This is a genomic window from Confluentibacter sediminis (assembly GCF_003258355.1).
Taxonomy (GTDB): domain Bacteria; phylum Bacteroidota; class Bacteroidia; order Flavobacteriales; family Flavobacteriaceae; genus Confluentibacter; species Confluentibacter sediminis.
Genome location: NZ_QKPO01000007.1, coordinates 197,536 through 222,538, shown reverse-complemented (window position 1 = coordinate 222,538; position 25,003 = coordinate 197,536). Strand labels below are relative to the sequence as shown.

The window sequence follows — 25,003 nt, the reverse complement described above, 5'->3', positions numbered from 1 at the left end:
GCTTTTAATTTTTTAACCAAAACTTATGGAAGTTAAAAACAACATTATACTTAACCATGATGAAATCAATCATAAAATTAGACGCATTGCATTTCAAATTTATGAAACAAATGTGAATGAAAATGAAGTGATTTTAGCTGGTATAGAAGGCAATGGCTATATTTTTGCAAAAAAATTAAAAACAGTTTTACAAAAAATATCTGATTTACATGTGATTCTTTGTAAAGTTAGTATTGACAAAAAAAATCCCTGGTTAGATATTAAAACCTCGCTTACTAAAGAAGATTATAAAAATAAATCTTTAGTTTTAGTGGATGATGTTTTAAACTCTGGCACTACTTTAATTTATGGTGTTAAACATTTTTTAGACGTACCATTAAAACAATTTAAAACAGCTGTTTTAGTAAACAGAAACCACAAAAAATATCCAGTTAAAGCCGATTTTAAAGGCATCTCATTATCTACATCCTTGCAAGAGCATGTATATATTAATTTAGAAGGTAAAGTTTTTGAAGCTTTTTTAAAGTAGAGTCGCCATCAACTCTTCTACAATTTCTGTTCCTGCTTTACCATCTGTAACAATTTTTGTTTCAGCGAGATTGTAATACTGGGAGCGCTCAAACAGATGTTTTCCTATAAATTCTGCAAGTAAATCATCCGTTTCAATATGAGCAATTAAAGGGCGTTTAGATTTTTCATTCTTTAATCTACTCACTAATGCTGCAATACTCGTTTTTAAATAAATACTTATGGAATTAGCATCATTTAAAATTAGATTCATATTATCTCCATAGCATGGCGTACCACCTCCTAAAGATAAAACCACATGATTTTCGTTTTCTAAAATAGCTTTCAAATATTTTTTTTCTAGCTTTCTAAAATATATTTCACCTTTAGATTTAAAAATATTCCCAATAGATATTTGCTCCTTTTTTTCAATATAATCATCCAAATCAATAAAATGATGATTCAACTTTTCAGCTAAAACCCTACCTATTGTGGACTTTCCTGAAGCCATATACCCTATTAATATTACATTCATTTTTTAGCTTTTAAATTGATTATTAAAAACATAGACATTAGTTCCGCAAAAAAACAAAAAAATCTACAAAAAAAGCATTGTTTTATTAATTAAACATTTTATATTTGCACCCTCATTAAAGAGACAGACCTGGTAGCTCAGTTGGTAGAGCATTTCACTTTTAATGAAAGGGTCCTGGGTTCGAATCCCAGCCCGGTCACTTTAATTAACTTTCAACAAGTTGTTACAAAGCCTTGAAAATATTAAAATTTTCAAGGCTTTACTTTTTTAAGAACTCAACTTTCGGAGTTCCAAATTAGGGATTAAGCCTAATTTCTGGATATTTTGAAAATTTATGTAAATAATTGAGTTAACCTAAAGAGGAAGAACTTTGTATTTCTTACACCTCTGAACTGCGCCCTAAAAACTTTTATTTTTGTATTGAAGAAATCTGCCGATGCATTTGTATTTCTGTGAACCAGGAACAATTGTTGTCAATCGATAAAGAATAATCACTTACCTAAAAAAAATCATAAAAAAATCATAAAAACACATCACACACTCTTGTTATTCAATCCCATGCAAAAATTTAAACAAGTTTTAAAAAATATTTAAACTTTAAAAGTGTAATATTTACACTTTATTCAATATATTTATTAATTGAATTTTTACCATCTAAAACATAACTAAGAACATGAAGAAAAGCTTAACCATCTTTTTATTTCTAATTGGAATTTCAACATCAGGATTTGCTCAAGACACAAATACCATGAAATTATGGTATAATGCACCCTCTGGAAAAGTTTGGGAAAATGCGCTACCTATTGGGAATGGTTTCCAAGCAGCCATGGTTTATGGCAATGTTGAAAAAGACATTTTCCAACTTAATGAGCATACTGTTTGGAGTGGAAGCCCGAATAGAAACGATAATCCTAATGCCTTAGAAGCATTACCTGAAGTTAGAAAACTCATTTTTGAAGGAGAATACAAAGCAGCTGAGAACTTAGCGAATGAAAAAATAATCACCAAAAAATCTCACGGCCAAATGTTCCAACCTGTTGGCAATTTGGAATTGACGTTTGCGGGTCATGAAAATTATTCTAACTATTATCGGGAATTAGATATTGAAAATGCCATTGCCAAAACTACGTATACGGTTGATGGTGTCACATATGTTAGAGAAGCTTTTACTTCCTTTCCAGACAGAGTAATGGTTGTTAGACTTTCTGCAGATAAGCCTGAAAAGATTTCTTTTTCAGCATCACTAACCACACAACATGTTAAACAGAAGATTAAAATTAATGGAAACAACGAGTTATCTCTTTGGGGAACTACCAGCGACCATGAGGGTGTAGAAGGTAAAGTAGAATTTAATGCACTGGCCAGAATAAAAACGAATGGTGGTAATATGAGCCATACCGATAATTCAGTAGATATAAAGAATGCAAATTCTGTAACTATATTTATTTCTATTGCTTCAAACTTTAATAATTATCATGATATAACTGGCGACGAAAATCAGCGTGCTAAAGATTATATGGACAAAGCTTTCAATAAGAATTACGAAACTATGAAAGCTGAACATATAGCCGCCTATCAAGACTATTTTAATCGAGTAAACCTAGATCTAGGCTCTACAGAAGCAAGTAAATTACCAACAGATGAACGGCTTAAAAACTTCAATAATACTGAAGACCCTTCATTTGTCACTCTTTATTACCAGTACGGAAGATATTTGTTAATTTCTTCATCGCAACCCGGTGGTCAACCCGCAAACCTCCAAGGTCTTTGGAATGGAAATATGAAGCCTGCATGGGACAGTAAATACACAATCAATATTAATGCAGAAATGAATTATTGGCCTGCAGAGAAAACCAATCTATCAGAGATGCACGAGCCGCTTTTGAAAATGATTATGGAACTTTCTGAAACAGGCAAGGAAACAGCAAAAGTGATGTACGGTGCCCATGGTTGGCTGGCACACCATAATACAGATATATGGAGAATAACAGGCCCCATAGATGGTTCTTTCTGGGGCATTTGGAATGGCGGCGGCGGCTGGTTAAGTCAACATTTATGGGAACATTATTTGTATACAGGTGACAAAATATATCTAGAATCTGTATATCCTGCTATAAAAGGTGCCGCTCAATTTTATGCCGATTTTTTAGTAGAACACCCAAAATACAAATGGTTAGTAGTTGCCCCTGGAAATTCTCCAGAAAATGCCCCCAAAGAACACCAAGGTGCTTCCATAACTGCAGGATCGACCATGGACAATCAACTGGCGTTTGATGTTTTCAGTGCTACTATTAACGCAGCTAAAGCACTTGGAAAAGATAAAGATTTAATTGAGAAATTAGAAGGCCTCAAAAAAAGATTACCTCCCATGCAAATTGGCAAACACAATCAATTACAAGAATGGTTAGACGATGTTGATAGCCCAACTGACAATCACCGTCATATTTCCCATTTATATGGGTTATATCCATCAAACCAAATTTCGCCTTATAGAAATCCTAAACTTTTTGCAGCAGCAAAAAACACACTTTTACAAAGAGGAGATGTATCAACTGGCTGGAGTATGGGCTGGAAAGTAAACTGGTGGGCAAAAATGCAAGATGGTAATCATGCCTACAAATTAATTCAAAATCAATTAATGCCACTTGGAACTATTCGTGGTGGTGGTGGCACATACAACAACCTTTTTGATGCACACCCTCCTTTTCAAATTGATGGTAACTTTGGTTGCACTTCTGGAATCACAGAAATGTTAATGCAAAGTTCAGATGGTGCCATACAATTAATACCAGCATTACCAGATAATTTTAAAAATGGTATGATTAGTGGTTTAAAAACAAGAGGTGGTTTTACAATTGATAATATGACTTGGGAAAATGGCGAATTGGTATCTGTGAAAATCACATCAACTTTAGGTGGTAACTTAAGATTAAGAACCCCCAATGAAATGAAATCGAAATCCGGAAAAAAACTAAAAAACGCCTCTGGTGAAAATCCTAATGACTTTTTTGTAGTTAGTAAAATTAAAGACCCTATTATTTCTGACGCATCAGATATTCAGCCGTTACCATTAAAACAAACATTTCTATATGATATGCCTACTCAAAAAGGCAAATCATACACCTTTGTTATGAAATAGAGAAAAACAGACGAACGATAAAATTAAAACATAATTAAATGCACGTTAAACATTTTAAAAAAACCATTCCCTTTCTAGTTAAAAATTCGAGCTATTTGTTTTTTTTACTTATTTCCTACGCTGGATTTGCCCAAATGCAAACTTTTAAATTACAAGAGGTAAGAATTACAGACGGCCCGTTCAAAAATGCTCAAGATGTGGACATGAAATACATTCTTGATTTAGAACCAGATCGTCTTTTAGCCCCTTATTTAATTGACGCTGGATTTCCAACAAAAGAAGACCGTTATGGTAACTGGGAAAGTATAGGATTAGATGGCCACATTGCTGGACACTATCTATCGGCTTTAGCCATGTTATATGCTTCTACAGATAACGAAGAGCTTAAAACACGTTTAGATTATATGCTTTCTGAATTGGAACGTTGCCAAAACAAAAATGGCAATGGTTATGTAGGCGGTATTCCGCAGGGCAAAATATTTTGGGAGCGGATTCATAAAGGCGATATTGATGGTAGCGGATTTGGTTTAAATAATACTTGGGTGCCTCTTTATAATATCCATAAATTATTTGCAGGCTTAATTGATGCTTACCATTTTACAGGTAGCGAAAAAGCTAAAACTATTGTCATTAAATTAGGTGATTGGTTTATTGACTTGATTGCCCCACTTTCTGACGAACAAATACAAAACATTTTAAGAACAGAACATGGCGGTATTACAGAATCCTTTGCCGATTTATATACTATTACAAAAGATAAAAAATACCTAGAAACCGCTAAAAAATTGACTCATAAAAGTTTCTTAGAACCTTTATTACACAAAGAAGACAAGTTAACAGGATTACATGCTAACACCCAGATACCAAAAATTATTGGCTATGAAAAAGTAGCAGAATTAACCGATAACAAAGAATTATCTGAAGCTGTGAAGTTTTTTTGGAGAGATGTTGCGCAAACTAGAAGTGTTGCTTTCGGAGGTAACAGTGTTGCTGAGCATTTTAATCCTGTAGACGATTTTAGCAGTATGATAAAATCCAATCAAGGACCCGAAACCTGTAATTCTTACAACATGGTTCGATTAAGTAAAGCATTGTTTCTTGACAATAATGATGTGAGTTATTTAGATTTTTATGAGCGTACGCTTTACAATCATATTTTATCAAGTCAGCATCCAGAAAAAGGTGGTTTTGTATATTTTACATCCATACGCCCTAATCATTACAGAGTGTATTCGCAACCTGACACCAGTATGTGGTGTTGCGTGGGTTCTGGATTAGAAAACCATACGAAATATGGTGAATTAATTTATAGCCATAACGAAAATGATGTATTTGTGAATCTTTTTATTCCATCTACTTTGAATTGGAAAGAAAAAGGCATAGCGCTAACTCAAAACACCAAATTCCCTTATGAAAATCAGTCGGAAATAGTTTTAAACCTTAAAAAGAAACAAGTTTTTGCAATAAATATTCGTCAACCAAAATGGGCTGGAAATTTTGAAATTTTAGTGAATGGAACCCTTCAAAAAACACAAGAAACGCCTTCTAGTTATATATCAATAAATAAAAAATGGAAATCTGGAGATAAAATAACTATCAAATTTAAAACTTCAACACATTTAGAAAATTTACCTGATGGTTCTAATTGGGTTGCTTACGTTGATGGTCCTATAGTACTGGCAGCAAAAACCTCAACAGAAAATTTGGACGGTTTATTTGCTGATGATAGTCGTATGGGACATGCTACTCATGGTAAATACTTTCCCTTAGATGAAGCCTACGCTTTAGTTGGTGATAAAGATAGCTATCTTTCCAAACCCAAAGATTTAGGAAAACTTCATTTCAGTTTAGATTCTTTAGAACTTCAACCGTTTTTTGAAGTTCATGATGCGCGTTATCAAATGTATTTCCAAACGTATAGTACAGATGAATACAAAGAAAAGCAAGCCATACTGAAACAGCAAGAAATGGCTGCAGCCGCTCTTGAAGCTAAAACCATTGACAAAGTAAACTGTGGGGAACAACAACCTGAAGTCGGTCATTTATATAAAGGAGAGAAAAGTAACTCCGGCTATAGTGATGACAAATTTTGGAGGAATACTCGAGGCTATATGTCTTATCAACTTTCGAACAAAAATTCAGAAGGTAAATTTTTAGATATTTCAGCATTAGATGAATTGAAATTAGATGCTATTGAAATTTCTATTAATGACCAACCTGCTGAAATCATTTCAACAGAAAACAAAACCATTCGGATAAAATTGAGGGATACGGAAATTGTAAATGTAAAAATCACTTCAACCAATGATAGACCAACGCCCAGATTTTACGAATTAAGAATTTTGAAAAAATAATGAATAGTAGAATAAATCAGAACAAGTTATCTTTAGTAGTAGCTATATTAACTATAGGAATTAATCTAGCCAATGCCCAGCAAAGCAAAAAAATCAGCCCATACTTATTTGGCCTATTTTTTGAAGACATCAATTATGCAGCAGATGGCGGATTGTATGCCGAGATGATTCAAAACCGCTCATTTGAATATTCCCCAACAGACAATCCACAATGGCATTCATTCACCTCTTGGGAGTTTGTTAAACAGGTGTTTTCTTACGGCTCTTTAAACATAGAAACCAACGATCCCATACATTCAAACAATCCACATTATGCAGTGTTGGATATTAAACATGTGGGGGAGCATGCCACTGGAGAATTTGCAAACATTCCTGAAAACAAAGGTATACCTGGAGTTGGAATTAAAAATTCAGGCTATGATACTATGATTGTGAAGGCTAGTGAGAAATATGATTTGTCTATGTTTGGCCGTCAAATTTCAGATCATCCTATTCCAATAACCATTATTTTACAAGGAACTGATGGTAAAATATTAGCTAAAGAAAACATCTCTGTAGACTCAAAAGATTGGAAAAAATACAACGTAACGTTAACTGTTTCAGAAAACAGTGATGCAGCTTCTCTTTTGGTTATAGGAACTTCAGAAGGAAAATTAGCCATTGATGTGGTTTCACTTTTTCCTCAAAAAACCTTCAAAAATCGTAAAAATGGTTTGAGACCAGATTTAGCAAAATTATTGGCCGATATGACACCAGCCTTTGTTCGTTTCCCCGGCGGATGTTTAGCGCACGGTGACGGCACTGATAATATGTACCGTTGGAAAAACACAGTAGGACCTATAGAACAACGCATTGAGCAAAGAAATCTTTGGGGCTATCATCAAACGATGGGTTTAGGCTATTATGAATATTTTCAATTTTGCGAAGACATTGGTGCCAAACCAGTCCCTGTATTGCCCGCAGCTGTTAGTTGTCAAAACTCGGGAGGCACTTGGCGAATAGGTGGCACAGGCCAACAAGCATTACCTATGGAAGAGATGGAATCATACATTCAAGAGATTTTAGACCTTGTGGAGTGGGCAAATGGTTCTCCTACATCAGAATGGGGGGCTATTCGTGCTGCTGCTGGTCATCCTGAACCTTTTAATTTAGAATTTATTGGCATTGGAAATGAAGATAAAATTACACCAGAATTTCAAGAGCGATTTAATATGATATCTAAAGCCGTTAAGGCAAAATATCCCGAAATTCAACTTATTGGCACATCTGGCCCTTTTTCCGATGGAGAAGACTTTGAAAAAGGTTGGGAAATCGCCAATGACAATCACATAGCTCTTGTAGATGAACATTATTACAAACAACCAGAATGGTTTCTTTCCAATCTAAACCGCTATGATTCTTACGACAGGAAAAAACCGGGGGTTTATTTGGGTGAATATGCTTCTTGGGGAAATAAATTAAAAAATGCCATTGCTGAAGCTGCTTATATGACAACTCTAGAACGCAATGCCGACATCGTGAAAATGGCTTCGTATGCTCCATTATTTGCTAAAAAAAATCATACACAATGGACAACAGATATGATATTTTTTGATAATGAAACTTATAGCCTAACCCCCAATTATTATGTTCAAAAAATGTTTAGCACCAATTATGGAGACACTTATTACAAAAATATCATTTCAACAAAAAAAGATTCAACCCTGAGTGCTTCCTGTTTAAAAGATAGTAAAACTGGTGATATTATTTTAAAAATGGTAAATACAGGAACTAAAGAAAAAAGTATGAAAGTGAATTTGAACAAGTTTAAAAACTTGCTATTTGATGCAGAACAAATTATATTAACTGGAGATGCAATAGCCGAAAACACTTTAGAAAATCCAAATAATATAGCTCCAATAAATTCGACTATTAAAGTAAGTAAATCATTTGATTACATAGCCCCTCCCACATCTTTAACAGTTATAAGAATTAAAACCAATTAAAGCTAAAACAAAATATTAAACTAATGAATAATTTTTTTAAATCCATCATCTTAAGCAGTATAATTATTTGTACAACAAACGCACAAGAAAATAAAGCACAAAACCCTATAATATATGCGGATGTCCCAGATGCCTCTATGGTTCGAGTGGGCGACACATATTATATGAGTAGTACAACTATGCATATGAGCCCAGGATTACCTATCATGAAATCTAAAGATCTAGTGAATTGGGAACTTATAAATTATGCTTACGATACGCTTGGGCATAATGATGAACTTGATTTAGAAAATGGAAAAAACATGTATGGCAGAGGCTCATGGGCTAGCTGTTTACGTTACCACAACGGTAAATTTTATGTAAGTACATTTTCAGCAACATCGGGCAAAACACATATTTTTATTACTAAAAATCTTGAAAAAGGTCCATGGGAAATTATAGAATTTAAACCTGCGTATCACGATCATTCTATATTATTTGATGATGATGGTAAAATTTATATGGTTTGGGCCGCTGGAAAACTTAATATAGCAGAACTTAAAGAAGACCTTTCAGGTATTAAAGAAGGAACAGAACGTGTTTTAATAGAAAATGCGAGTGCTCCCGCTGGAGACAACATTATGCTTGGTGCAGAAGGTTCCCAACTTTTTAAAATCAATGGAAAATATTACCTATTTAATATCACGTGGCCAAGAGGTGGCATGCGCACCGTCATTATTCATCGTGCAGATAATATCAATGGACCTTGGGAAGGACGTGTTGGTTTACAAGATTTAGGTGTGGCACAAGGCGGACTAATTGATACTCCAGACGGCAGATGGTTCTCTTATTTATTTAGAGATAATGGTGGCGTTGGTCGTATTCCATACATAGTTCCTGTAACATGGGAAGATGGTTGGCCTGTTTTGGGCGAAAATGGTAAAGTGCCGCAATCATTAGATTTACCAGCTAACAAATCTTTAATTCCAGGCATAGTAAATTCTGATGACTTCAACCGCAAGAAAAAAGAAAAAGATTTACCCCTAGTTTGGCAATGGAATCATAATCCTGATAATTCACTTTGGTCTGTTAAAGAACGTAAAGGCTATTTAAGATTAAAAACGGGTAGAATTGACACTACATTTTTTCAAGCTAAAAACACCTTAACCCAACGTACCATTGGGCCAGAAAGCACGGGTTCCACGTTACTGGACGTATCCAATATGAAAGAAGGCGATTTTGCAGGTTTATGCTTATTACAAAAAGAATTTGGATTGGTTGGGATCAAATTAGAAAATGGCACTAAAAAAATAGTTATGATGAGTGCTCCGAAAGGAGAACCAAAAGAAGTGCAAAGTGTTCCTTTAAATCAAAATAACATCTATTTTAAAGCTGAATGTGATTTTAAAGACAAAACGGATAAAGCTAATTTCTTTTATAGTCTGGACGGAAAATCTTGGACACGTATTGGAGATACCATAAATATGCCTTACACGCTACCTCATTTTATGGGTTATAGATTTGGACTCTTTAATTATGCTACCAAAAATGTAGGTGGGTATGTGGATTTTGATTATTTCCATATTAGCGAACAAATATCTAGAATGAATTAATATTAATAAAATTGACATTAATGTTTCACTATAAAAATTAAGAGTTATGAACTCTCAAACTAAACTACCAATTAAATGCCTATGGATATTTTTCATAAGCTTATTGGGTTTTCTAAACTTGAATGCCCAACAGTTCCCTTTTCAAAATCCAGAATTAAGTTCTGAAGACCGAGCTAAAGATTTAATATCTCGCCTATCCATTGAGGAAAAAGCGACCTTGATGTGTGATCAATCCGATGCCATACCTAGATTAGGAATTAAAAAGTTTAATTGGTGGAGTGAAGCCCTTCATGGTTTTGCAAATAATGATAATGTGACTGTTTTTCCCGAACCTATTGGAATGGCAGCTTCATTCGACAACGAATTAGTCTATCATATTTTTGATGCGGTTTCTGATGAAGCACGTGCGAAATACAATCAATGGATTCAAGACGGCAATGAAAACAAACGCTTTTTAAGTCTGTCCGTTTGGACACCAAATGTGAATATTTTTCGGGATCCGCGTTGGGGTCGTGGACAAGAAACCTATGGGGAAGATCCTTATTTAACATCGCTTATGGGTGTTTCGGTTGTTAAAGGCTTACAAGGGCCTGAAGATTCCAAATATCGTAAGCTGTTAGCCTGTGCTAAACATTATGCTGTGCACTCAGGTCCCGAATGGAGTCGACATGAATTGAATTTAAATGATGTCAATCCTCGTGAACTATACGAAACTTATTTACCCGCTTTTAAATCATTGGTTCAAGATGCTGATGTGCGTCAAGTTATGTGTGCCTATCAAAGGCTGGATGATGAACCGTGTTGTGGCAATACCAGATTGTTGCAACGAATTCTTCGAGATGAATGGGGTTATAAATATATGGTGGTATCAGATTGTGGTGCCGTCACTGATTTTTTCACGACTCATAATGTATCATCAGATGCCACACATGCCGCATCAAAAGCTGTATTAGCTGGAACTGATGTAGAATGTGTATGGGAAAATTATCCGTTTAAAACATTACCAGAAGCCGTTGCACATGATTTGATAAAAGAAGCCGATGTTGACAAAAGTTTAACCCGTGTATTAAAAGGGCGTTTCGATTTAGGTGAGATGGACGATGATTCCATAGTGCCTTGGGCTCAAATTCCAACATCTGTTCTGAATAGTAAAGAACATCAAGAACTAGCCCTTGAAATGGCCAGAAAATCTATGACACTGCTTCAAAATAAAAACAATGTACTTCCTTTAAATAAATCAGCAAACAAAATTGCCATTATTGGCCCAAATGCCGATAATGAACCAATGCTTTGGGGAAATTATAATGGCACACCAAATCAAACCATCACTATTCTGGATGGTATAAAATCAAAAGTTTCAGAAAGCAGTATTTTTTATGATAAGGCTTGCGATTTGGTAGAAGACAAAGTAACAACTACCTATTTCCCTCAAATTACTTTCGATGAAAAAAAAGGATTCAAAGCAACCTATTGGAATACTCCAGACAGAACAGGTGATATCGTCGCTACTACACAAATAATTAATCCTTTAAAATTAACTACTGCTGGTCAACATGAATTTGCAACAGGCGTAAAATTAGAAGGATTTTCTGGAAAATATGAAGGAACATTTGTCGCTACAGAAAGTGATGACTTGGTTTTTAAAACAGGAGCCACTGGAACATTTGAGTTATTAGTTAATGGTGAGTCATTAAGTAAATATACCAACTGGCGAACTATACCTGCTAGAATTCCCTTTAAAGTTGAAGCTGGCAAAACCTATAAAATTGAAATTCTTTTTGCGCAATCTAATAATTGGCAAGCCAATCTTGAATTTGATTTTGGAAAAGAATATGATATTGATTTTAGTGGATTGATTCAAAAATTAAAAGGCATCGATACCGTAGTATTTGTTGGGGGATTATCAACATTGCTTGAAGGCGAAGAAATGCCGGTTTCATACCCAGGATTTAAAGGAGGAGACCGAACAAATATTGATTTGCCTGCAGTTCAAAGAAAATGCTTAAAAGCATTAAAAGATGCTGGTAAAAAAGTAGTTTTTGTTAATTGCTCTGGTTCAGCTATTGCCTTAGCCCCAGAAACAGAAAGTTGTGACGCTATACTTCAAGCTTGGTATGGCGGCGAAGCTGGCGGACAAGCCGTTGCAGATGTTCTTTTTGGAGATTATAACCCTTCTGGCAAACTGCCTATTACATTCTATAAAAATTCTGATCAATTAAAAGATTTTGAAGATTATTCTATGCAAGGTCGCACCTACCGTTATATGGATAATGCATTGTTTCCATTCGGATTCGGGTTGAGTTATTCAAAATTCAATATTGGCTTAGCTAAACTGAATAAAACCAATATTAAAACTGATGAGTCTGTTCAATTAACTATCCCTGTAACGAATTCGAGTAAACGCGATGGTACAGAAATAGTTCAAGTTTATGTGCATAAGTTGAATGATCCTGACGGTCCTTTAAAAACGTTAAAAGGTTTTAAACGCGTTGATGTTAGAGCTGGGAAAACGCAAAGCGTTACTATTGATTTACCTTCATCTTCCTTTGAGTTTTATGATTGGAATAGCATGGGAATGAAAGTAACTGCTGGCGAATATGAAGTTTATTATGGAGATAGTTCAGATGCCAAAGATTTGAAAATGACTAAAGTTGTAATTCAATAAAAATATGTTACATAAACCCAAAAATATATTAATACAATTTTTTGTTTTTTGCTTATTCCTTGCGCCTAAAGTTCACTCACAGGAAAAATTGTATCCGAACGAATTTCCTTTGGAAGACGTAACATTATTTGATGGGCCTTTCAAACATGCTCGCGACCTTAATATTGAGGTTCTTTTAAAGTATAATGTGGATCGATTTATGGCTCCCTACAGAAAAGAAGCGGGTTTAAAACCTAAAGCACCATCATACCCAAACTGGGAAGGACTTGATGGTCATGTTGGTGGCCACTATCTGTCGGCTATGGCTATGAACTATGCTGCCACTGGTAATAAGGAATGTAAAAAACGAATGGATTATATTGTTTCTGAAATTAAAGCATGTCAAGAAGCAAATGCCATCCTTCATAAAGAATGGGGTGTTGGTTATGCCGGAGGTTTTCCTAATAGTGATAAATTATGGCCAGCATTTAAAAAAGGAGATTTTAGCATTTATAATTCAGCGTGGGCACCTTTCTACAACTTGCACAAAATGTATGCAGGTTTAAGAGATGCTTGGTTATACGGTGACAGTGAAGAAGCTAAAACCATTTTTCTAAAATTCTGCGATTGGGGTATTGCTATTACTTCTGCCCTTTCTAACGAACAAATGCAATCCATGCTTAATATGGAACATGGCGGTATGCCAGAAGTTTTTGCTGATGCATACCAAATAATCGGTGATGACAAATATCTGGTTGCCGCCAAACGGTTTTCGCACAAAGCATTACTTGATCCCTTATCGCAAGGAATCGATAATTTAGACAACAAGCACGCTAATACCCAAATACCCAAATTTGTAGGTTTTGAAAGAATAGCTGAATTGAGTAATGATAGTAAATATAACAATGCAGGAAGCTTTTTCTGGGAAACTGTCATCAATAATCGCACGTTGGTTTTTGGTGGGAACAGTAGAAAAGAACATTTCCCCAGTAAAGCCGCAAGTATTGATTATATCAATGAAGATGATGGCCCAGAATCTTGCAATTCATATAACATGCTCAAATTGACTGAAGATTTATTTAGAGTACATCCAGAAGCCAAATATGCAGATTACTATGAAAGAACATTGTATAATCACATTCTTTCTACACAACACCCCAAAAATGGTGGTTATGTATATTTTACCTCTGCCCGTCCTCGCCATTATAGAGTATATTCCGCCCCAAATGAGGCAATGTGGTGCTGTGTAGGTACAGGAATGGAAAACCATGGCAAATACAATCAATTTATTTACACTCACTCAAAAGATTCTTTATATCTAAACTTGTTTGTGGCTTCAGAATTGAACTGGAAAGAAAAAGGTATAAAAATTAAACAAGAAACAAATTTCCCTTATGAAGAGCAAACCAAACTAACGATAACTCAAGGCAAATCAAATTTCAATTTATTAGTGCGTTATCCAATTTGGGTCAAAGAAGGAGCTTTAAAAGTTCTGGTCAATGGTAAAAATGTCAACTATTTCAATAAACCGTCTTCATACATAAGCATTCATAGAACTTGGAAAAAAGGCGATGTGGTTCAAATCATGTTGCCTATGCAAAATACCGTTGAACAAGTCCCTAATGTCTCTCAATACATTGCTTTCTTACATGGCCCTATTTTATTGGGAGCAGAAACTGGTACAGAAGATTTAAAAGGACTTATCGCAGATGATAGCCGTTTTGGACAATATCCAAGTGGTGAAAGATTGCCCCTGAACAAAGCACCTATTTTAGTTGAAGATGATATCCAACATATTGCAAATAAATTGGAGCCAGTAAAAGGCAAACCTTTAAATTTTAAACTCAATGTCAACATGCAAAATCCTATTGAGAGTCGTTTAAAACCTTTTTACAAAATTCATGATGCAAGATATATGATGTACTGGTTATCATTAACCAAGTCAGGGTATAAGACCTATATAGATTCTTTAGCAACTCTTGAAAAAGAAAAGTTGGAACTTGAAAAACGTACAATCGATTATGTAGGTACAGGCGAACAACAACCAGAAAGCGATCATTATATGGAAAGTTCCAATTCAACCACAGGGAATTCACAAGATGAATTTTGGAGGGCTGCCAGAGATGAAGGTTACTTTAGTTATTTAATGTCAACCCAGTCTGCTATCAACCTAAATCTTATTGTTCGTTATTGGGGATTTTATTGGGGACCAAAAAAGTTTGATATTTATATCGATGATGAAAAATTAACTTCTGTAGATACTTCCAACTACAGCAATATTAGTCAGTTTATTGAAACAACTTACCCCATACCAAATAGTATGGTAAAAGGGAAAAATAAAATTAGAGTTCGTTTTCAGGCACTTCCAAAAAACAGTACAAGTGATATTTATTCTGTTCGATTAACAAAAACAACAAACTAGGATTTATGAAATTAAAATTTATTACCACTTTATGTTTCTTTACAGTAATGTTAAGTTTTGCCCAGAAAACAACTGTGGTATCACCTAATAAAAAAAATAGCGTATCTGTATTCAATGATCAAAACAAAGATACTGGTAATTGGTATCTTCAAGTTACTTATTTTAATGCTGATAACCCGTCTGAAGTTATACAGAAGATTGATTTAGGAATTTCCAGAAACGATCAAGATTTCTCTAAAGACCTTAAATTTCTTAAAGCAAGCAAACCATTATCAGTAAAGGACCAATACACTTCTTTGCATGGAAAACGATCGCAACGCACTAATTCCGCTAACGAGATAGTTTTATATTTTGAAAATCCTTCAAAAGCTAAATTAAATGTAATTGTAAGGGCCTATAATGATGGGATTACTTTTAGATATGAATTTCCAGAAAAAAATGGAACATTCACAATCAAAGATGAATTAACAGCATACAAGGTGGCTGATAGTACTAAACGTTGGTTGGAAAAATTCGATCTTTCCAATGAAGGACTTTATGATACCATGAATGATGCGAGCATGCAACAAGACTGGTGTTATCCCGCACTTTTTAATACAAAGGACAATTCTTGTTGGTATCTTATCCATGAAGCAGATGTAGATAGAAGTTATACAGCAACAAAACTAAGTAACACAATTACCAATTCAGAATATAAAGTAACACTTCCAGGTAAAGATGAAGGTGTTGGCGAGCCATTACCAATTATTAATCTGCCTTGGAAATCGCCTTGGCGTGTTATTATTATGGGAAGCCTTGCCGATATTGTGGAATCAACATTAGTTGATGATGTGTCTTCACCTTCGGTTTTAACAGATACAGATTGGATTCAGCCGGGTGTGGCCTCATGGAATTATTGGTCAAATAATCATGGCACAAAAGATTATAAAATAGTTACTGAATTTGCCGATTTAGCTGCAGAAATGGGTTGGAAATATACCCTTTTGGATTGGGAATGGGATCAAATGGCAAATGGAGGCAATTTAGAAGATGCGGTAAACTATATACATTCCATTGGAGTAAAACCTCTTATGTGGTACAATTCAAGCATGTTTAAATGGATCACCTCGACCCCAGTTGACCGTATGAAAACTCACGAAAACAGAGTAGAAGAATTTACAAAACTGAACAAACTTGGTGTTTACGGGGTGAAAATAGACTTTTTCCTTAGTGAGAAACAAGAGATGATAAAGTATTATCTTGACATACTTGATGATGCCGCTAAATTTAAAATAATGGTTTATTTTCATGGTTGCATCGTACCTCGTGGTTGGCAAAGAACCTATCCACACCTTATGACGTATGAGGCCGTTAGAGGAGCCGAATGGTACAATAATGGTCCAGAACTAACTACAACTGCTCCAGAACACAACAATGTTTTACCTTTTACAAGAAATGTAATAGGTTCTATGGACTATACCCCTGTTACTTTTACCAATTCACAATTTGCTCATATTACTTCTTACGGGCATGAATTAGCTTTAAGTGTGGTTTTTGAATCTGCCATGCAACATATGGCAGACAGACCTGAAGGCTATCAAAATCTGCCGGATGCCCCTAAAACGTTTCTCAAACATGTTCCGAGCACATGGGACGACACCAAATTATTGGATGGCTATCCAGGTAAGTTTACCGTTATGGCTCGTAGAAAAGGTCTTGATTGGTATATTGGAGCCATAAATTCTGATGGTAGAAGGGAAAAAAATCAAAATTTAAAATTTGACTTTTTACCTGAAGGAAAATCATATAAATTAACATTAATTTCTGATGGAGAACATGATAAAGCATTTTTAACCAAATATATGGTAATTGATACATCAACCACTATTGATGTAAAAATGCTTCGTCGTGGTGGATTTGTAGCATACATACATCCTATTGAATAAGAAATATGACGTTTAAACCATTATCTATATCATATGTCAAAGAAATAGCATTTCGCTGTTACTTAAAAAAACTTGTTTTCAAAATAATTATCAATAATATATTAACTCATGAAATTTAAAATTATTATATCTGTTTTTACAATTGCGGGCTTTATTTGTAATGCCCAAAAACCAATTATTCAAACCAAATACACAGCAGACCCTGCCCCTATGGTCTATAATGACACCGTTTATTTATATACATCTCACGACGAAGATGATGCCAAAGGTTTTAAAATGTTAAACTGGCTACTTTACACATCGACAGATATGGTGAATTGGACAGAACACGGCGTTGTTGCCTCTTTAAAAGATTTTAGTTGGGCCAGACAAGATAACGGAGCCTGGGCTATTCAAACAATTGAACGTAATGGTAAATTTTATATGTACTGCCCCATGCATGGTGGCGGCATAGGGGTTTTGGTTTCTGATAGCCCTTATGGACCTTTTAAAGACCCGTTAGGAAAAAGGTTAATAGACTCCGATCATATTTGGAATGACATTGATCCAACCCCCTTTATTGACGATGATGGACAAGCTTATTTGTATTGGGGTAATCCAGACATCTATTACGTTAAATTAAATGAAGACATGATTTCTACTTCGGGAGACATTATAAAAGAATCCACAAAACCAGCAAACTATCAAGAAGGTCCTTGGGTTTATAAGCGTGACGGACATTATTATCTGGCCTATGCATCCACTTGTTGTCCTGAAGGAATTGGTTATGCAATGAGCGACTCCCCAACGGGACCTTGGGAATATAAAGGAATGATTGTGGAAGCAAGTGATAAAACGAGGGGCAATCATCCTGGAATTATTGATTACAAAGGGAAATCATATTGTTTTGGACACAGTTACGATCTTATAAAAAGTAAGACATCCACTTTTTATGAAAGACGTTCCGTCGATATGGATGAAATAATTTATAATGAAGATGGTACCATCCAAACACTTCCCTATTGGTCTAATGGTGGTCCAGAACCTGTTGACACCATTAATCCTTTTAAACGTGTAGAAGCAGAAACCATGGCATGGAGTGAAGGTGTAAAATCTGAAAAAAACACCGAAACAGGAGTGTATGTTACAGATATCAATAATAAGGATTTTATAGAAATACAATCGGTAGATTTTGGCAAAGGAGCTAAAAAATTTGAGGCTATTGCCGCTTCAATGAATAGCGGAACTATAGAGATTCATATAGATAATAAAGATGATGCTCCCATTGGCATTTGTAGAATTAATAGCACTGGCGGTTGGAATACTTGGAAAACATTCACAACTAAAATTAAAAAAACCAAAGGGGTACATGATGTATTTTTCGTGTTCAAAGGAACTACAGAAGACGAATTACTAAATCTAGACGCTTGGAAATTTAACAACTAAATATATAAAAATAACATGAAAAAATTAATTGTTCTATACTGCTTATTAATTTCAGCAATCGCTATCTCACAGAATGCAGAAGTTGTAAGTCCTGATGGAAAACTAAAATTAAAGGTAGCTGTTGAAAATGGCAACCCAATATATTCGGTAACTTATAATAATAAAGGGATACTGGAAAACTCACCTTTAGGTTTAATTACCAATGAAGGTGATTTTACAAAAAACATGAGTTTTGTGGAATCTACACTTGGAAAGGTCGATAAAAGTTATGAGCAAGAAAAAATAAAACAATCTTCTATAAACTATAAAGCCAACACTTTAAAATTCACGATTGTTAATACTGACAAAAAACAAATATCAATCTTATTTCAAGTAAGCAATAACGACATTGCTTTTAGATACGAACTTCCTATTTGGGGTGAAACCATGGCCTGCGTGGTAGAGAAAGAGGCTACAGGTTATAAATTCCCTTCTCAAACAACCACCTTTCTTTCCTCTATGATGAAGTCCATGACAGGATTTGCACGTACCGCTCCTAGTTATGAAAGTGGCTACACTTCAGATTCTCCAATGGAAACAAACACAGCGGAAGATGGTTATGTATTTCCAGCATTATTTCATGTAGGAGAAAATGGTTGGGCCTTATTATCAGAAACAGGGGTATCAAGTCTTTATTGTGGCTCCCATTTAAGTAAATATCGTAATGGTATTTATAGTGTAGAATACCCAAACATAAAAAACAACAATGGCTTTGGTAGCACAGGAGCTCAAATTGGTCTTCCAGGGGTTACTCCATGGCGCACCATTACCGTTGGAGAAACATTAAAGCCTATTGTAGAAACCACCATCCCTTTTAGTGTAGTAGAACCGCTTTATGAAGCTTCTCAAGATTACACATATGGACGAGGAAGTTGGAGTTGGATTGTTTGGCAAGATAACAGTATGAATTATGAAGATCAGGTGAAGTATATAGACCTGGCCGCAGCCATGAATTTTGAATATATTTTAATTGATGCATGGTGGGATAAGAATATTGGTTACGACAGAATGAAAGAACTTATTCAATATGCCAAATCTAAAGGTGTGGATGTTTTTCTTTGGTACAATTCCAACGGAAGTGCCAATGATGCTTTCCAAACTCCAAAGGATAAAATGAATACCGCAATAACCAGAAAAAAAGAAATGAAATGGCTCAAAGAAGCTGGTGTAAAAGGTTTAAAAGTTGATTTTTTTGGAGGAGATAAACAAGAAACCATGCGTTTGTATGAAGATATTCTTTCAGATGCGAATGATTATGGTTTAATGATAATTTTCCATGGGGCTACTTTACCTCGTGGGTGGGAACGCATGTATCCTAATTTTGTTGGAAGTGAAGCTGTTACAGCTTCAGAAATGCTTATTTTCTCCCAAGATGTTAGAAATAAAGAAGCTTTTTATGCTACATTACACCCTTTTATCCGTAACTCGGTAGCCAGTATGGAATTTGGAGGAGTTTTACTAAATAAATTTCTTAATAAAGGAAATGAAAAAGGTCAAAAACGCTTAACAACGGATGCTTTTCAATTGGCAACGAGTGTGCTTTTTCAAAACCCAGTGCAAATGTTTGGATTAACGCCTAATAATCTTGAAGACGTACCGGCATTTGAATTAGATTTTATTAGGAATGTACCAACCACTTGGGATGAAACGGTTTTTATTGATGGCTACCCTGGCAAATATAGTGTCGTGGCTCGCAGACATAATCAAAAATGGTATATAGCAGGAGTGAATGCAGAAGAAACTGCAAAAACACTAAAATTAAAACTTCCTATGCTTACGGGAGGCAAAGCAACCCTTTATAACGACGACAAAAATAAAAACCCGCTTATGGAGGATGTGAAAATTTCTAAAAAAGGAGAAGTTTCAATAACAATACAACCAAATGGAGGATTTGTATTAACTAATTAGGAGTAATGAAAAAAATAATAGTCATCCTTATAATTCTTTTAAGTTATTCTATAATAGAGGCACAAAATCCTATTGTACAAACCAATTATACTGCCGATCCAGCACCGATGGTATATAATGGGAAAGTGTACCTATATACGAGCCACGATGAAGACGAATCCACTTGGTTCACTATGAACGATTGGCGATTATATACTACAGAAGATATGGTCAATTGGACGGATCACGGAGCTGTATTGTCTTATAAAGAATTTAGTTGGGGAAAAATGAATGCTTGGGCTCCTCAATGTATTGAGCGAAAAGGAAAATTTTATATGTACGTACCCATTACCGATCGCGAAGGAAAGAATGGAATTGGGGTTGCTGTAGCCGATAGCCCGTATGGACCATTCATAGATCCTTTAGGGAAACCTTTAATTTCCAATAGCAATGCCGATATCGATCCTACTGTTTTTATTGATGATGATGGACAAGCCTATTTATTTTGGGGAAATCCCGTATGTCATTATGTAAAGTTGAATGAGGATATGATTTCTTTTAATGATGAAATTAAACAAATACCCAACACAATAGAATCTTTCGGCCAACGTACTGTTGAAGATGCTAAAAGGCCAACAACTTATGAAGAAGGTCCTTGGCTCTATAAACGCAATAATCTATATTACTTATTTTTTGCCGCCGGCCCCATATCGGAACATATTGGTTATTCAACCAGTAAAAGTATAATGGGACCTTGGAAATACCAAGGTATTGTCATGGCTACACAAGGGGGTGCTTTTACAAACCATCCAGGTGTTATCGATTTTAAAGGGAAAAGCTATTTTTTCTATCATAATGCAGCATTGCCAGGTGGTGGTGGTTTTACCCGTTCCGTATGTGTAGAAGAACTTAAATTCAATAAAGACGGTTCTATTGTACAAATGAATATGACCGAAGGTATCAAACAAAGTTTGAGTCCACTAAACCCCTATGCTAAAAATGAAGCAGAAACGATTGCTCGGTCGGAAGGCGTAAAGTCTATGAAGAACGATGTCGTTGGTAATTTTATAACAGCAAAATACAATGACGCATACACCACAGTCAAACAAGTAGATTTCCGTAAAGAAGGAGCTTCAAAATTTACTGCAAGAATTGGCACAACGCATAACGGGAATGTATCCATGGAAATACGAGCAGATAGTAGAAATGGAGAGCTACTTGGAACGGTAAAAGTACCAATGACAGGTGGTAATGACCGATGGGCACTACGAACAATTGATATTAAAAGAATCTCAGGAGTTCACGATTTATACTTTATTTTCAAAGGGAAAGCTGCAAGTCAAATAATGTACTTTGATTATTGGATGTTTTCTAATTAAAAAATGAATCAATTGAATTAAAATGAAAAATATGAATCAACATCTAAAAAGTGGAATATTACTGATTTTTGCAATCGGTTATTCTTTTGGACAAAACCCAGTCATTAGAGATCAATTTTCCGCTGATCCTTCGGCAAGGGTTTTTGGAGATCGAGTGTATTTATTTCCTTCGCATGACATTTTAGCAACCGAAGGCAAAGGGCGTAAAGATTGGTTCTGCATGGAAGATTACCATGTGTTTTCATCTGCAAACTTAACAGATTGGACAGATCATGGTGCTATTGTACAACAAAATAAAGTACCTTGGGTAAAACCAGACAGCTACAGCATGTGGGCTCCGGATTGTATTGAAAGACATGGCAAATACTATTTTTATTTTCCTTCTACAGTTAAAGATTCATTAACAAATGCAAGAGGCTTTACCATTGGAGTTGCTATTGCCGATAAACCTGAAGGACCTTATACTACGGAACCCTTGCCTATCGCTGGTGTAAGGGGAATAGATCCTAATGTGTTTATTGATAAAGATGGACAAGCTTATTTGTATTGGTCCCAAGGAAATATTTTTGCGGCTAAACTAAAAGACAATATGCTGGAGTTAGATTCTGAAGTGAAAACACTTGGAGAACTCCCAACTAAAGGATTGAAAGAAGGTCCCTATCTGTTTGAAAGAAACGGGATTTATTATCTAACCTATCCACATGTTGAAAATACCATAGAACGTTTGGAATATGCTATTTCAGATAATCCACTTGGTCCTTTTAAAGTAACAGGGGTTATTATGGATGAATCGCCAACAGGTTGTTGGACCAATCATCATTCTATCCTCGAATTCAAAAACCAATGGTATCTCTTTTACCATCATAATGATTATTCACCAAGTTTTGATAAAGCCCGGTCGGTTAGAGCAGATAAATTAAACTTTAATGCCGATGGTACGATTCAAAAAGTGATTCCTACTTTAAGAGGCATTGGTATTACAGACGCTAAAAAAGAAATCCAAATTGATAGATATAGTGACATAAGTGAACAAGGTACTTCTATTGCTTTTTTAGATACTTTGAATACTTTTAAAGGTTGGAAAACGGTATTCAATAAATCTGGAGCATGGACAAAATACAATGATGTTGATTTTGGTAAAAAACGATTAAAATCCATCATTGTAAAAGCGAAATCTGATACTGGTGGCATGCTGGAAATTAGAAGTCAAGCTATAAATGGTCCTGTTATAGCTGAAGTAAACATACCTAAAAGCACCGATTGGAAAGAAATAAAAGTACCTTTAAAAAAATATGAATCTAATAATCAAAACCTTTTCACTATTTCAAAAAATGATAATGAAATAGAAACAGACTGGGTAAAATTTGAATAAAATTATAAAACAATTACTAATATATTAAACAATGAAAAAAACGCAACTAATACTATTATCTTCATTTATGGGGTTATTATCCTTTACTGGAGTAAATAGTCAAACAAAAAAGACATCAAAAAATCCAGCCATTTTTTCAAATGCTGTTTATGAAGGAACTGATAAAGTGTACATAGACAATCCATTAAAACCAGATGAGTTTTACAACCCTATTTTACAAGGTTGCTATCCAGACCCTGCCATTACTAGAAAAGGTGATGACTATTACATGGTTTGTTCTTCATTTGCTATGTTTCCGGGTGTGCCAATTTTCCACTCAAAAGATTTAGTTAACTGGACAGACTTAGGAGGAATATTAAATAATGTTGATGAATTCAATCCTCACGATACTGGCATTAGCCAAGGTGTTTATGCTCCTGGCATTACTTACAATCCTCATAACGATACCTTCTACATGATTGTAACAGCATTTTCAGGTGGTCTTGGAAATATTATTGTAAAAACAAAAGACCCTATGAAAGGCTGGGGAAGCCCAATTAAACTCGGTTTTGGCGGTATAGATCCCTCTATTTTCTTTGATGATGATGGCAAAGGCTACATTGTGCATAACGATGCCCCTGATCAAGGAAAAGAGCTATACAATGGGCATCGCGTCATTAAAGTTTGGGAATATGATCTTGAAAATGACAAGGTGATTCCTGGAACAGATAAAATTATTGTTGATGGTGGTGTTGATCTTTCAAAAAAACCAATTTGGATAGAAGCACCTCATCTTTATAAAAAAGATGGCAGCTATTATTTAATGTGTGCCGAAGGTGGCACTGGTGGTAATCATACGGAAGTTATTTTCAAAAGTGATAGCCCTAAAGGTCCTTTTATTCCAGCACCAAGCAACCCTATTTTAACACAAAGATTTTTTCCTAGAGACAGAAAAAACAAAGTGGATTGGGCTGGACATGCCGATTTAGTTAAAGGACCGAACGACAAATATTATGGTGTCTTTTTAGCGGTTCGACCTAATGAAGAAAACAGAGTAAACACAGGTCGTGAAACTTTTATATTACCAGTAGATTGGTCTGGAGAATTTCCTGTTTTTGAAAATGGATTAATTCCAATAGAACCCAAACTTAAAATGCCTAAGGGTGTTGAAAACAAAACAGGACAAGACGGATTCGTACCTAATGGCAACTTTACAATTACAGATAACTTTACTTCCGACAAACTAGATTATCGTTGGATTGGTTTAAGAGGGCCACGTGAAGCCTTCATTTCAACAACAAAAAAAGGCTTACAAATCAATCCGTTTGATACTAACATCAAAGAGTTGAAACCTACTTCTACTCTATTTCTTAGACAACAACATAATAGTTTTTCATTTACTACAACTTTAGAATATAAACCAAAATCAGAAAAAGATTTAGCTGGTATTGTAGCTTATCAAAACGAAAATTCAAACTATGCTTTTGGTGTAACAAAAAAAGGCAGTGATTATTTCTTATTGCTACAAAAGAACAATAGAAAACCTAGAAGTCGTGATACAGAATCTACTATTATTGGCAGTACTAAAATTGATTTAAAAAATCCTATAAAACTTCAAGTAAAAGCGAATGGAGATAAGTATGAGTTTAGTTACTCAACAAATGGAATCGATTTTGTAAATGTAGGAGGTACTGTTTCTGGTGATATTCTTTCAACAGATGTTGCTGGAGGTTTTACAGGCGCTTTATTAGGTCTTTATGTTACTTCATCAAACGATGCTGTACCAGAATAGAAATGTAAAAAATAATTAAACTGAATA

Annotated in this window: 14 protein-coding genes and 1 tRNA gene; 14 read left to right on the top strand and 1 reads right to left on the bottom strand. The window is 35.0% G+C overall.

Annotation, left to right across the window (positions count from 1 at the left end):
• The first annotated feature begins 25 nt into the window (after positions 1–25).
• Positions 26–529 carry a phosphoribosyltransferase domain-containing protein gene (locus tag DKT72_RS08030; RefSeq protein WP_111308216.1) on the top strand — a complete coding sequence of 168 codons (504 nt, stop codon included), beginning with the start codon at positions 26–28 and terminating at the stop codon, positions 527–529.
• On the opposite strand, the gene DKT72_RS08025 is transcribed toward DKT72_RS08030, so the two are convergent.
• Entirely contained in the window at positions 521–1,042 is a 522-nt protein-coding gene (locus tag DKT72_RS08025) for a shikimate kinase (protein ID WP_111308215.1), read from the bottom strand. The two genes, DKT72_RS08030 and DKT72_RS08025, sit on opposite strands and share 9 nt — an antisense overlap.
• Before the next feature lie 126 nt (positions 1,043–1,168).
• On the opposite strand from DKT72_RS08025, the gene DKT72_RS08020 reads away from it, so the two are divergent.
• The 13 genes from DKT72_RS08020 to DKT72_RS07955 all read left to right on the top strand — a co-directional run bounded on the left by DKT72_RS08020 (position 1,169) and on the right by DKT72_RS07955 (position 24,976).
• Positions 1,169–1,241, top strand: a tRNA-Lys gene (locus DKT72_RS08020).
• A gap of 474 nt (positions 1,242–1,715) precedes the next feature.
• The gene (locus DKT72_RS08010) at positions 1,716–4,181 is read left to right on the top strand and encodes a glycoside hydrolase family 95 protein (RefSeq protein WP_111308214.1); all 2,466 of its coding nucleotides are present in this window, start codon (positions 1,716–1,718) and stop codon (positions 4,179–4,181) included.
• Positions 4,182–4,219: 38 nt separating this feature from the next.
• On the top strand, positions 4,220–6,535 hold the full coding sequence (locus tag DKT72_RS08005; RefSeq protein WP_220628100.1) for a glycoside hydrolase family 127 protein: 2,316 nt from the start codon (positions 4,220–4,222) through the stop codon (positions 6,533–6,535).
• Positions 6,535–8,520 carry an alpha-L-arabinofuranosidase family protein gene (locus DKT72_RS08000; RefSeq protein WP_111308213.1) on the top strand — a complete coding sequence of 662 codons (1,986 nt, stop codon included), beginning with the start codon at positions 6,535–6,537 and terminating at the stop codon, positions 8,518–8,520. Before DKT72_RS08005 ends, DKT72_RS08000 begins: the two co-directional genes overlap by 1 nt.
• 23 nt (positions 8,521–8,543) lie before the next feature.
• On the top strand, positions 8,544–10,112 hold the full coding sequence (locus DKT72_RS07995; protein ID WP_111308212.1) for a glycoside hydrolase family 43 protein: 1,569 nt from the start codon (positions 8,544–8,546) through the stop codon (positions 10,110–10,112).
• 46 nt (positions 10,113–10,158) lie between these two features.
• Positions 10,159–12,777: a xylan 1,4-beta-xylosidase gene (gene xyl3A / locus DKT72_RS07990; protein WP_111308211.1), complete on the top strand. Its 2,619-nt coding sequence runs from the start codon at positions 10,159–10,161 to the stop codon at positions 12,775–12,777.
• Between the two features lie 109 nt (positions 12,778–12,886).
• Positions 12,887–15,178: a glycoside hydrolase family 127 protein gene (locus tag DKT72_RS07985; RefSeq protein ID WP_235841644.1), complete on the top strand. Its 2,292-nt coding sequence runs from the start codon at positions 12,887–12,889 to the stop codon at positions 15,176–15,178.
• A 5-nt stretch (positions 15,179–15,183) separates the two neighbouring features.
• Positions 15,184–17,103 carry a glycoside hydrolase family 97 protein gene (locus DKT72_RS07980; RefSeq protein WP_111308209.1) on the top strand — a complete coding sequence of 640 codons (1,920 nt, stop codon included), beginning with the start codon at positions 15,184–15,186 and terminating at the stop codon, positions 17,101–17,103.
• Positions 17,104–17,211: 108 nt separating this feature from the next.
• Positions 17,212–18,528 (top strand): glycoside hydrolase family 43 protein, encoded by a 1,317-nt coding sequence (locus DKT72_RS07975; RefSeq protein WP_111308208.1) that lies wholly within the window; start codon positions 17,212–17,214, stop codon positions 18,526–18,528.
• A gap of 15 nt (positions 18,529–18,543) precedes the next feature.
• Positions 18,544–20,475, top strand: a complete 1,932-nt coding sequence (locus DKT72_RS07970) for a glycoside hydrolase family 97 protein (protein ID WP_111308207.1) — start codon at positions 18,544–18,546, stop codon at positions 20,473–20,475.
• A 5-nt stretch (positions 20,476–20,480) separates the two neighbouring features.
• Positions 20,481–21,833 (top strand): glycoside hydrolase family 43 protein, encoded by a 1,353-nt coding sequence (locus tag DKT72_RS07965; RefSeq protein ID WP_111308206.1) that lies wholly within the window; start codon positions 20,481–20,483, stop codon positions 21,831–21,833.
• Between the two features lie 31 nt (positions 21,834–21,864).
• Positions 21,865–23,205: a family 43 glycosylhydrolase gene (locus tag DKT72_RS07960; RefSeq protein ID WP_220628099.1), complete on the top strand. Its 1,341-nt coding sequence runs from the start codon at positions 21,865–21,867 to the stop codon at positions 23,203–23,205.
• A gap of 31 nt (positions 23,206–23,236) precedes the next feature.
• Complete coding sequence (locus tag DKT72_RS07955) at positions 23,237–24,976, top strand: glycoside hydrolase family 43 protein (RefSeq protein WP_111308204.1); 1,740 nt, start codon at positions 23,237–23,239, stop codon at positions 24,974–24,976.
• Positions 24,977–25,003 lie beyond the last annotated feature (27 nt).

Bases quoted from the DNA above. Each gene is read 5' to 3' on its own strand.
- DKT72_RS08030 (WP_111308216.1), top strand. From the start codon at position 26: ATGGAAGTTAAAAACAACATTATACTTAACCATGATGAAATCAATCAT.
- DKT72_RS08025 (WP_111308215.1), bottom strand. From the start codon at position 1,042: ATGAATGTAATATTAATAGGGTATATGGCTTCAGGAAAGTCCACAATA.
- DKT72_RS08010 (WP_111308214.1), top strand. From the start codon at position 1,716: ATGAAGAAAAGCTTAACCATCTTTTTATTTCTAATTGGAATTTCAACA.
- DKT72_RS08005 (WP_220628100.1), top strand. From the start codon at position 4,220: ATGCACGTTAAACATTTTAAAAAAACCATTCCCTTTCTAGTTAAAAAT.
- DKT72_RS08000 (WP_111308213.1), top strand. From the start codon at position 6,535: ATGAATAGTAGAATAAATCAGAACAAGTTATCTTTAGTAGTAGCTATA.
- DKT72_RS07995 (WP_111308212.1), top strand. From the start codon at position 8,544: ATGAATAATTTTTTTAAATCCATCATCTTAAGCAGTATAATTATTTGT.
- xyl3A (WP_111308211.1), top strand. From the start codon at position 10,159: ATGAACTCTCAAACTAAACTACCAATTAAATGCCTATGGATATTTTTC.
- DKT72_RS07980 (WP_111308209.1), top strand. From the start codon at position 15,184: ATGAAATTAAAATTTATTACCACTTTATGTTTCTTTACAGTAATGTTA.
- DKT72_RS07975 (WP_111308208.1), top strand. From the start codon at position 17,212: ATGAAATTTAAAATTATTATATCTGTTTTTACAATTGCGGGCTTTATT.
- DKT72_RS07970 (WP_111308207.1), top strand. From the start codon at position 18,544: ATGAAAAAATTAATTGTTCTATACTGCTTATTAATTTCAGCAATCGCT.
- DKT72_RS07965 (WP_111308206.1), top strand. From the start codon at position 20,481: ATGAAAAAAATAATAGTCATCCTTATAATTCTTTTAAGTTATTCTATA.
- DKT72_RS07960 (WP_220628099.1), top strand. From the start codon at position 21,865: ATGAATCAACATCTAAAAAGTGGAATATTACTGATTTTTGCAATCGGT.
- DKT72_RS07955 (WP_111308204.1), top strand. From the start codon at position 23,237: ATGAAAAAAACGCAACTAATACTATTATCTTCATTTATGGGGTTATTA.